Origin of the sequence: Photorhabdus sp. RM322S (assembly GCF_042879395.1) — a bacterium.
Classification (GTDB): domain Bacteria; phylum Pseudomonadota; class Gammaproteobacteria; order Enterobacterales; family Enterobacteriaceae; genus Photorhabdus; species Photorhabdus khanii.
The window spans coordinates 1-1512 of record NZ_JBHFKW010000120.1 but is presented as its reverse complement, the minus strand read 5'-3'; the positions used below and the strand labels follow the sequence as shown (position 1 = coordinate 1512).

Annotated in this window: 2 pseudogenes; both read left to right on the top strand. The window is 38.5% G+C overall.

Annotated elements, in window-relative coordinates:
- Positions 1-968 (top strand): annotated as a pseudogene (locus ACGF63_RS22820) (hypothetical protein); the annotation flags it as partial.
- 117 nt (positions 969-1085) lie between these two features.
- Positions 1086-1493: pseudogene (locus ACGF63_RS22815) on the top strand (tail fiber assembly protein); the annotation flags it as partial.
- Positions 1494-1512 lie beyond the last annotated feature (19 nt).

Sequence of the window (1512 nt, the reverse complement as noted above, 5' to 3'; positions counted from 1 at the left end):
ATTTGAATGCGGGGGATGTGGGGGCTTACCCCATGCTGAGATCCATTGATGAAATACCAACATTGGGATATAACGGCCCGTTCCGTGGTGGGGAATCTACTAATTATGCAAAAGGGGTTAGCATTGGTGATAGCGACTATGGTCAGATCTGGGTTAACTCATCCGGGCGGTTATTTGCACAATTTTCCAATAATAATGGTGCAAGACCGGGAGGTGAATGTGTTTATACGAGCGATATTGCGGAAACCGTAAATTTGGCAAAAGGTGCGTATCTAAAATCAGGTGGTCTTGTCAATGGGAATGTGGATGCAACAGGATATGTTTCCGGCAAAGGAGTGTATGAAGCACCTGGTATTCGAGTATATAGTTCGATAAACAAGCCGTCACTGGAGGAATTGGGGGCGTTTCCGGGTGTACGCAACGGTGTAACCGATAATGGCAAATTCACGGACATACGTGAAACTGGTATCTATATTGTATATATAGCTGATCCTAATTCTGTAACAGACTTACCTGTTTATAACGGTTATAAAATTTACTCGTATGGATTTCTTGTTGTATTTAGAAATAATGATCAACAAATTCATCAAACATATTATTCCCACCACGGGGATATTGCAACGCGACAGACATGGGATGGGCCGGCAAAATATTTATCCTGGACTATTCAATATAGTACGAAAAACAAACCTTCTGCAACTGATGTGGGAGTATATACCAAAGCGGAATCTGATAGTCGGTATGTAGACAAAACTAATATAGGGGTAGCAAACCTGCGTCTTGGTAGTGTAGCTACCGAAGGTGGCTGGACAAACGAAACAAAAAGCTGGACTGCGCCTGCTGGTAATGTTCTTGTTGGTATGAGTACAACAATGTGGAGCTCCGGAAGGCAACATCTTGCAGGAGTGCATTATCGCCCAGTGCAGGCATATATCAATAATGCATGGGTAACAATATCAACTATTTAGGTGAATGTTATGATAACTGAGATTTTTACCCCTTATACCCCAAAAGATGGTATCCCATATGTTCAATATTTAAAAGATGATAAGGGGAACGACTGGTATAAAATTCAAAAGAAATTTGCAGAAGAAACGATTAAATTTACGTTTAATAAAGCAGGAATAATCACTTCATTATCAAAAGACATATCCAGTCTTTTTCCAATATATTTATCTGTAGCGGAATTAGAACCAAAGAATATACCAGAATGCCTTGATATCTCTGGTATATGGTTTTTTAATGGTAAGAAAATAATTCCGCGTATATATTCGTTAGAAGAAAAAATACGGATAACTGAAAGCAATAAAATAGAAAAAATGGCTGTAATCAACATGACTATCCAACCTCTACAAGATGCCATTGATTTAGATATAGCAACAGATAAAGAAATTGAGCAATTAATGGCATGGAAAAAATACAGAGTTTTATTAAGTAGAGTAGATACTTCTCAACCTGATAGAATCCAGTGGCCTGAAACACCTAAAAAATAGAAAATAGGGCCTATATAGG